The sequence below is a fragment of the Mesorhizobium sp. M7D.F.Ca.US.004.03.1.1 genome, assembly GCF_003998635.1.
Classification (GTDB): Bacteria; Pseudomonadota; Alphaproteobacteria; order Rhizobiales; family Rhizobiaceae; genus Mesorhizobium; species Mesorhizobium loti.
Genome location: NZ_RZQG01000397.1, coordinates 1 through 5,323, shown reverse-complemented (window position 1 = coordinate 5,323; position 5,323 = coordinate 1). Strand labels below are relative to the sequence as shown.

Genomic DNA, 5,323 nt, shown 5'->3' with positions numbered 1-5,323 from the left:
CGGCCGAGCCCGAGCCGTCCTTCGGCCCTTGAGGGCTCACCGGCGCGAAAGGATCTTCTGGGCGGCATGGCCCGGTTCGCCGAAGAAGCCGGCCAGCGCGTCGACGGTCTGCGCCGGGTTCTCCTCGGGAAAGAAATGTCCACCTGGCATCGCCTGGCCGCGCACGTCATCGGCCCAGCCGCGCCACAGCGCCAGCGGCCCGCCTTCGCCGGCATACCATTCGGCCAATGCGCCTTGACCGCTCCACAGCGCCAGCAGCGGGCAACGGATGCGCCGGCCGGCGGCCTTGTCCGAACGGTCGTGCTCGCGGTCAAGCGTCGCCGCTGCCCGGTATTCCTCGCAGATTGCATGGATGTGGGAAGGGTCGCGCAAGGCATCGACATAGGCCCGACGCACTTCGGCTGGAAACACCGACGGTGATGAGCCCCAGCCGCTCAACGCATTTTCGATGATCGCCTCGGCGGCGCCAGCCAGGATCTTTTCCGGCAACGGCTCGGGCTGCGCCAGCAACGACCATGGCCAATAGCCCAGCGCCAGCCTGGCGTCGGCTCGATCCCAGACATCGGCCGTGGCTATGATGTCGAGCAAGGCGAGCTTTTCGATGCTGTCGGGATGATCAAGCGCCATGCGGTAGCCGACACGCCCGCCGCGATCATGGCCGGCGACCATGAAGCGGCTGAAACCAAGTTTTTCCATCAGCGCCACCATGTCGGCGGCCATGGAGCGCTTGGCGTAGGGCGCGTGATCGGGAGTGGAGGCCGGACAGGAACTGCCGCCATAGCCGCGCAAATCGGCGCAGACGACGCTGAACCGGTCGGCCAGGACGGGCGCAATGTCGTGCCACATCAGATGTGTTTGCGGAAAGCCGTGCAGCAACAGCAGCGGCGGGCCACTGCCGGCACGCAGGCAGAATATGCCGGCATCACCGGTGTCGATTTCCGCGCTTTGAAACTCATTGAACATGGTCGCCTCCGGCACGCGCAACGGGCGGCGAACGGATTTGGTTGCAACACGGCTGGCGCGCAAGCGGCCAACCTTTTTCATCGACAGGCGTTGTCCCTGTGAAGGGAAAGGTCGCCGCGGGCGGCCGTGACAGGAAGAAGGAGGCCGAGATGAGAATTCTCGCCATCGTCCCATTCAGCCTGATGCTGGCGCTGGCAATGCCGGCTGCGGCCCAGCAGGACGACAGCCAGGCGCCGCAGGCCGATAAATGCCGGGTCCAGACGGAGCAAGACGCAAAACAGGAACAGCAGCCTGGCAGCGACAATCTGACGGAGAAGCTCAACGATTGCGGCGGTGTGCTGAAACCGCCCGCGACCGGCGACCAGGGAATGGCAGCGCCGGCGCCCGATGAAGGCAAGATGCCGGTGATCAAGCCGGGGCAGGTGCCGGCTCAGCCGCCGAAACAATAAACGCAGGCTCGCCGGTATCATCGCTCAAGCTAATGGAACCTCGGTTTCCCAGGAACGTTTCTCTCACGACTGGAATTTGGAGAGATTATTGTGAGAGATATTGCGACCACGGCCACATTGCTTGCCTCGATTGCCGTTGTGATTGCTTTGGTTCTGCTGGCGCCAAAGAGTTTTGGCTTCGAAAGCTCTAACCCGATCGTACAAGGCGAGCTTCCCGCCGAGTGATCAGACCGATTTTGCACCAAAAAGCAGGCGAGGCACCGTGCCTCGCCTGCTTCTTGGTGCCTTACCGAACCAGCACGCCGGCATGGTTGCAGAGCGCGGCGAACGCTTCCTGCGCCTCGGCGGCACCCGCCTTGCCTTCCAACGCTGCTTCGACCTGTTCGCGCGCGGCCTGATAGAACGGGCCGCGCTTGGCCTGCGGCCAGTCGATGAGGATTTCGCTGGCGTCCCCGAGCGTGGTGATGTCGCGGATCGTGTCGGAGCCATGCGGTCTGATCCGCATCGGCGTGGACAGCATCAACTCGGCCATGTCCTGTTTTCCGCTACTGGAGGAATTTTGCTTCGCGCGCGGCGTCGATCATTGCCCGCATCGCCTTTTCCGGCGGCGTCCAGCCGTCCAGCGCGTCGCGACAGCTGCGCAGCGCCGCCCGGTATTGCCGGCCCTGGCCGGCCGGCCAGTCGCCGAGGCATTCCAGGCCTTCCCAGGCACTGCGCACGACGCGCTCACGCTCGGGGGCAAACTTCAACTTGATGGGTCGGGGAAACATCTTGTCGTTCAACGGTCGTCTCCGTGACTGATGCATGTCGCCCAAAAGTGCACAGCGGTTTTGGGGAAAACGATATGCACAAAGAACGAGGCGCCGGATAACGTCGCCGGCAGGGGTGGGTTCCCTGCCGGCGAGATCAAATCTCACTCGGCCGCGTCGGCATCCGACAGCGACCTCGGCGTCGGCACTTCGGCGTCGTGCGCCGCCGGCCGGTCATGCTCGAACTGTTCGGTGTCGGGCAAGGCATGCAGCCAGGTCTCGCGCCTTGAGGTCCACAATTCATATTCGGGTACGAGATCGGTCGGCGCGATGTCGAGGCTGCCGATCGTCACCTCGGCCTCGTTGTCGTCAACCCAGGCGACGCGGCCACCGCAGGTCGGGCAGAAGCTGCGTGTGCCATAGGAACTGACAAGGCCAGTCGTCTCGAAGGCCTCGCGCGGCCAGATGGCAAAGGCCGAATAGACCGAGCCGCCGGCCTTGCGGCAATCCTTGCAATGGCAAAGACCAATGCGCAGCGGCGCACCGCTGACCGAGAACTGCACGCCGCCGCACAGGCAACTGCCGGTCCTGCGTATGGTGTCGGACATGGCAACCTCCGTCATTGCGTGGCGCTGCGGGCCGGGTGCTCGTCTGGCACAGAGCCGGATTGGCTCGTCCGGGACAGAGCCGCATCGGCTCGTCCGGATTGAGCCCCGTCCCGATCCCGGGAAAGGCCTAGCCGCGCGCCGCCATATGGGCATCGAGCTTCTTGCGCGATGGCCCGTAGCGCTTGATGATGGTCTGCGCCTCGCTTGGCGGGATGCCGTATTTGCGGGCAAAGGCGGCGACCTCGTAAGGCTCTTCGCTCGAGACCAGCTTGCGGTCCTGTTTCGTCTTCGACTTGTCGTCAGCCATCCCAGGCCTCACTTTCTGTTGTCGGGGAAACGCGCAGCCGTCGGCGCCCGATCCCGCGATCAACAGGACATAACACAGATCGGCGTCGCTGGTTCCACCGGCACGACAATAACGCCATGCCCCGCCAAACGCCGCCAGGTGCGGCTACGGCTTCGCAAGCCTGTATCAGGCCGATGGCCGCATCGGGTCGGCGTCGGAAAGGTGGTCGCCGTCACATTCGGAACAGGCGGTGCTGACTCCGGGGCAGCCGCGCTGGTGCGTGCCGGCGGGGCAGCAATTGCCATTGGAACTCGTCCAGCGCGGGCATTGGAAGACTTGGCCGGCGCCGCCGCAGCCGCTGCATTCCAGTGCCGTCGACCGGACGGCAAGGGATTTTATCCTGAACCTGAGGTTCGTGCCCAATTTCAAACCCGCCCGAATTAACTGCACCGGTACACGCCTGTGCATTAGCCCCAGCTAACAATAGCACAATCGCGGTTACCAACAAGTTTCATGATCAAGGGATGCACCGATGATCAATGCCTTGGCCATGTCCATTTCCCCCTTCGAGCGGGCAATAATATACCGTCAGCCGGCAAACCGAAAATCGGTCCTGCCGGCACGGTGCATGGTTTCAAGAGGCATCCCGGATCCCTGGCGGAGCGCCTGCATCGCGCTTGTCGATTAAAAAATTGGCCTGATGTGTCGGACCTGGCGATCGTCGCGCGTCCTAGGAGCGACCAACCTGCAAAGCTGGAGAACGAGCATGTCGTCGCAAATCACCCAATCGCCGTGGCAGACCGCGGCCCTTCTCATCGCCCGGCTGATCTTCGCGGGCGTCTTCCTGATGGCCGTGACCTTCAAGTTCATGGGCATGGAGGCGACCGCCGGCTATATCGCCGCCGCCGGCTTTCCGTTTCCGCTGTTCCTGGCCTGGTGCGCGGCGATCCTGGAAGTCGCCCTGGTGCTGTGCTTCCTGACCGGCGCCTTCTTCACCCAGGCGGCCCTGATCGCCGCCGCCTATGTGCTGTTCCTCGCCTTTGCCTTCCACGGGCCCAGCCACTGGGCCGGAAACCAGGCCGAGTTCGGCTTCTTCATCGACCATTTTTCCTTCCTGGCCGGACTGCTGTTTGCGGCGGTGCACGGGCCGGGCCGGGTGCTTTCGCTAAACCTGGGATGGCCGGGCAGGGCGTGAGCACCATGCGGCGCGGTCGCGAAAGAATGGCCTGTCTATTCCTGCGTCAGGCGCTCGCCATACTCACGCCAAAGCGCCTTCACCTCCAGGCTGCCGAGGCGAGGGGCCGAAGGATCGCTCGAGGTGATGGCGACGGCGCTGATATCGTATTGGGGATAAGCGTGGGCGACGAAGCGGATCGCTTCGCCGAGCGAACGCACGCGGATGACCGGGTCGGCCTGGCCCTGGCCGGTGCTGCGCACCCCGGAAACCGTGGCCGGTGCATGCCGCACCCTGAACACGGATGCCATGGCTGGTCTGTCCATCGTCTTCTCCCACAAGGGCGTGTGACGGGAATCATTCCATGCGTGTTGGCTAATGATTTCACAGCCGTCGGCCAAAAACCAGCCAGCCGGCAAAAACGGGATTTCCGCGGGGTTGCCAGTGTCGGTCCGTCGTTCTGGAGCCCTCATAGCTGGTCGTTGTAGGGTTCCTTGATCTTGCCGACCATGCGGGCCAGCTTCGAGAAGGAGGGCATGTCCGCCTCCGGCTGGCACTGATTGGCGAGGCCCAGCAGCCGGATCGGGAAGTTGACGGCGTCACGGCTTGAAGCGGACATGCCGTCGGATCGCTCCTGACTGGTTTCGCCGGCCTCGGTCTTGCGCAGCGCCAAATCGATTTCCTCCGCCGTCAGCACCCCTTTTTGAACCAGGAGGTGGTTGATAGACGCGACGGCCATCAGCAGGCCTTCGAGTTGAAGATTGGCGACATTCATGGTGATTGCTCCCGTGGCCAGAGCAATTCCAGGAAAAGTGTGAAACGGTTTTCCGTCCGGAATTGCGCCAGATCCAGATCGAAACGCGCGAGCGGCGTTTTCGCTCCGGAGGGCGCGGCGAGGCTATGCCTTTGCAGATCTTCAGGATCGCCCGAAAAAGCGGCATAGGAATTTTTTCTTAGAAAATCGTTGACGGGGTGAGGGCAGCCATGCTACATATTTGTCCATGGTGCTGATTTGCGCCAAAGACCCGCCGCCGAGGCGGGTTTTGTGTTTCTGCCCCTTGCGGAGCGAGCTGGGCTCCGGTCAGGCAATCTTC

General features: G+C 63.3%; 10 protein-coding genes. 3 read left to right on the top strand and 7 right to left on the bottom strand.

Annotated elements, in window-relative coordinates; all coding sequences use genetic code 11:
* Positions 1 to 36 precede the first annotated feature (36 nt).
* The gene (locus tag EN935_RS20930) at positions 37 to 963 is read right to left on the bottom strand and encodes an alpha/beta hydrolase (protein WP_127265583.1); all 927 of its coding nucleotides are present in this window, start codon (positions 961 to 963) and stop codon (positions 37 to 39) included.
* Positions 964 to 1,112: 149 nt separating this feature from the next.
* Here EN935_RS20930 and EN935_RS20925 point away from each other — a divergent pair, with 149 nt between their 5' ends.
* Entirely contained in the window at positions 1,113 to 1,412 is a 300-nt protein-coding gene (locus tag EN935_RS20925; protein WP_127265582.1) for a hypothetical protein, read from the top strand.
* 90 nt (positions 1,413 to 1,502) lie between these two features.
* On the top strand, positions 1,503 to 1,637 hold the full coding sequence (locus EN935_RS42810) for a hypothetical protein (RefSeq protein WP_274533679.1): 135 nt from the start codon (positions 1,503 to 1,505) through the stop codon (positions 1,635 to 1,637).
* Between the two features lie 61 nt (positions 1,638 to 1,698).
* Here the strand turns inward: EN935_RS42810 and EN935_RS20920 are convergent, their stop codons facing one another.
* From EN935_RS20920 to EN935_RS20905, 4 genes are all read right to left on the bottom strand, one after another.
* Positions 1,699 to 1,944 carry a DUF982 domain-containing protein gene (locus EN935_RS20920; protein ID WP_127265581.1) on the bottom strand — a complete coding sequence of 82 codons (246 nt, stop codon included), beginning with the start codon at positions 1,942 to 1,944 and terminating at the stop codon, positions 1,699 to 1,701.
* Between the two features lie 13 nt (positions 1,945 to 1,957).
* Entirely contained in the window at positions 1,958 to 2,194 is a 237-nt protein-coding gene (locus EN935_RS20915; RefSeq protein WP_109660911.1) for a DUF982 domain-containing protein, read from the bottom strand.
* 131 nt (positions 2,195 to 2,325) lie between these two features.
* Entirely contained in the window at positions 2,326 to 2,769 is a 444-nt protein-coding gene (locus tag EN935_RS20910) for a GFA family protein (RefSeq protein WP_109661442.1), read from the bottom strand.
* 127 nt (positions 2,770 to 2,896) lie between these two features.
* Positions 2,897 to 3,076 (bottom strand): DUF3606 domain-containing protein, encoded by a 180-nt coding sequence (locus EN935_RS20905; protein WP_024501602.1) that lies wholly within the window; start codon positions 3,074 to 3,076, stop codon positions 2,897 to 2,899.
* 745 nt (positions 3,077 to 3,821) lie between these two features.
* Here EN935_RS20905 and EN935_RS20900 point away from each other — a divergent pair.
* Positions 3,822 to 4,250 (top strand): DoxX family protein, encoded by a 429-nt coding sequence (locus tag EN935_RS20900; protein WP_109660913.1) that lies wholly within the window; start codon positions 3,822 to 3,824, stop codon positions 4,248 to 4,250.
* Between the two features lie 35 nt (positions 4,251 to 4,285).
* Here the strand turns inward: EN935_RS20900 and EN935_RS20895 are convergent, their stop codons facing one another.
* Together EN935_RS20895 and EN935_RS20890 are read right to left on the bottom strand one after the other, a co-directional pair.
* Positions 4,286 to 4,555, bottom strand: coding sequence for a hypothetical protein (locus tag EN935_RS20895; RefSeq protein WP_109660915.1), 270 nt, complete (start codon positions 4,553 to 4,555; stop codon positions 4,286 to 4,288).
* A 143-nt stretch (positions 4,556 to 4,698) separates the two neighbouring features.
* A complete protein-coding gene (locus tag EN935_RS20890; protein WP_109660917.1) occupies positions 4,699 to 5,004 on the bottom strand; it encodes a hypothetical protein in 306 nt (101 codons plus the stop codon).
* Positions 5,005 to 5,323 lie beyond the last annotated feature (319 nt).

What these genes read in the sequence shown, in the direction of transcription:
- EN935_RS20930 (WP_127265583.1), bottom strand. Translation starts at nt 963, where the DNA reads ATGTTCAATGAGTTTCAAAGCGCGGAAATCGACACCGGTGATGCCGGC.
- EN935_RS20925 (WP_127265582.1), top strand. Translation starts at nt 1,113, where the DNA reads ATGAGAATTCTCGCCATCGTCCCATTCAGCCTGATGCTGGCGCTGGCA.
- EN935_RS20920 (WP_127265581.1), bottom strand. Translation starts at nt 1,944, where the DNA reads ATGGCCGAGTTGATGCTGTCCACGCCGATGCGGATCAGACCGCATGGC.
- EN935_RS20910 (WP_109661442.1), bottom strand. Translation starts at nt 2,769, where the DNA reads ATGTCCGACACCATACGCAGGACCGGCAGTTGCCTGTGCGGCGGCGTG.
- EN935_RS20905 (WP_024501602.1), bottom strand. Translation starts at nt 3,076, where the DNA reads ATGGCTGACGACAAGTCGAAGACGAAACAGGACCGCAAGCTGGTCTCG.
- EN935_RS20900 (WP_109660913.1), top strand. Translation starts at nt 3,822, where the DNA reads ATGTCGTCGCAAATCACCCAATCGCCGTGGCAGACCGCGGCCCTTCTC.
- EN935_RS20895 (WP_109660915.1), bottom strand. Translation starts at nt 4,555, where the DNA reads ATGGACAGACCAGCCATGGCATCCGTGTTCAGGGTGCGGCATGCACCG.
- EN935_RS20890 (WP_109660917.1), bottom strand. Translation starts at nt 5,004, where the DNA reads ATGAATGTCGCCAATCTTCAACTCGAAGGCCTGCTGATGGCCGTCGCG.